The 1,655-nt window shown below is 55.5% G+C and carries 2 protein-coding genes; both read right to left on the bottom strand.

The window, feature by feature from the left end:
* Positions 1 to 15: 15 nt before the first annotated feature.
* Entirely contained in the window at positions 16 to 873 is an 858-nt protein-coding gene (locus PARACOCCUSGL_RS21715) for a glycosyltransferase (protein WP_083825882.1), read from the bottom strand.
* Entirely contained in the window at positions 861 to 1,631 is a 771-nt protein-coding gene (gene rfbA / locus PARACOCCUSGL_RS0120030) for a glucose-1-phosphate thymidylyltransferase RfbA (RefSeq protein ID WP_010400931.1), read from the bottom strand. Before rfbA ends, PARACOCCUSGL_RS21715 begins: the two co-directional genes overlap by 13 nt.
* Between the last annotated feature and the right edge of the window lie 24 nt (positions 1,632 to 1,655).

Raw genomic sequence — 1,655 nt, 5'->3', positions numbered from 1 at the left:
TGGCTTCGCCATTTGTCAACATGACCTAGCTCCCGAGATTTCGGCTATTGACTTAACCTGATCAATATACCAGTTGCCGAAAAGCATCTTCAACTTTCTAGCGAGCCTTTTAAAGCTTAGCCCGGCGCCGCTGACATTTTTGTCGTGCTGCCGGTAATACATCATAGGGTTTTCGTCTATTAACCAACGACCGCAGTTCTCCCTTACAATTGCGTAAATAAGCCAGTCGTGGCTTTCTATTTTATTAACTATCTCAGATCTAGCGGACCGGATCAAATTAAGTGCATGAACGCCGCTTTTCACTGGTAGAACAAACGTATTTCCTGGCCCTCCTGACTCGAATAAATAATCGCGTCGCCTTTGAGGATGCGATTTTTTTACGAGGGAATATTTGCCGTCCGGCCAAAAAGCCATCACATTGGCACTGTACCCGGAATATTGACCGTCTTTCAATTTTCTTATTGCCGATCCGACTTTATTCGGCAGCCAAATATCGTCTTGATCCGAGAAAGCTAGGTAGTCGAAGTGCTGCCAAGGAGCTTCGCGAAGAAGATACAGAAAGTTCTGTCCTGAATTCCCGAATCTCTTGGGGGGCAGTACGGTAAGGCATTGGCTTTTATATCTCTCCGCTATGCATAGCGTTCCATCTGTAGAGCCATCGTCAGACATAAAAATATGTATGGATACGCCATCTTGCGATAATATACTGTCTATCTGTTCCTTAATATAGGCCTCTCCGTTATGACTGGCGAGGAGAACTGCCACACGAGGATGTATTGTATGAGAATTTAACATCGATCTATTTTTTGGATTACAAGCCATACCTTTGTGCAGGCGGGTGGCATCCTTCGGGCCTATACTTAGCGAGGACATAGATTTTTCAGATAAGCCCCATACTGGTTCTTCGAGAACAGCTTGGCCCGCGCGCGGAGTTCGTCGGCGGTGATCCAGCCGGCCTCGAAGGCGATCTCCTCGGGGCAGCCGGTCTGCAGGCCCTGGCGCTGCTCCAGCGTGCGCACGAAATTGCCGGCGTCGAGCAGGCTGGCGTGGGTGCCGGTGTCGAGCCAGGCAAAGCCGCGGCCCATGCGCTCGACTGTCAGGCTGCCTTCGTGCAGGTAGCTCTCGAGCAGCGTGGTGATTTCCAGTTCGCCCCGGGCCGAGGGCTTGACCGCGCGCGCGCGCGCCGGCGCGGTGCCGTCGAGGAAATAAAGCCCGGTGACGGCGTAATCGGACGGCGGCACCTCGGGCTTTTCGATGATGGCGCTGGCCTTGCCGTCGGGATCGAAGGCGACGACACCATAGCGTTCGGGGTCGGCGACGCGATAGCCGAAGACGGTGCCGCCGCTCTGGCGGTTGTCGGCGGCGGCCAGCAGCACCGGCAGGCCGTGGCCGAAGAAGATGTTGTCGCCCAGCACCATGGCCGAAGGGCTGCCGGCCAGGAAATCCTCGGCCAGCAGATAGGCCTGCGCCAGCCCGTCGGGCGAGGGCTGCACCAGGTATTCGAAGCGCAAGCCCCATTGGCTGCCGTCGCCCAGCAGGCGCTGGAACTGGAGCTGGTCCTCGGGCGTGGTGATGATGGCGATCTCGCGGATGCCGGCCAGCATCAGCACGGTGATCGGATAGAACGGCATTGCCAAGTTGTTGTGTCGTGAAGC

Origin of the sequence: Paracoccus sp. TRP (genome assembly GCF_000185925.1) — a bacterium.
GTDB lineage: Bacteria > Pseudomonadota > Alphaproteobacteria > Rhodobacterales > Rhodobacteraceae > Paracoccus > Paracoccus kondratievae.
The sequence above is the reverse complement of the archived record's forward strand: the minus strand, read 5'-3'. Positions and strand labels throughout refer to the sequence as shown.

Coding starts and splice junctions, on each gene's coding strand:
- PARACOCCUSGL_RS21715 (WP_083825882.1), bottom strand. CDS start 873: ATGTCCTCGCTAAGTATAGGCCCGAAGGATGCCACCCGCCTGCACAAA.
- rfbA (WP_010400931.1), bottom strand. CDS start 1,631: ATGCCGTTCTATCCGATCACCGTGCTGATGCTGGCCGGCATCCGCGAG.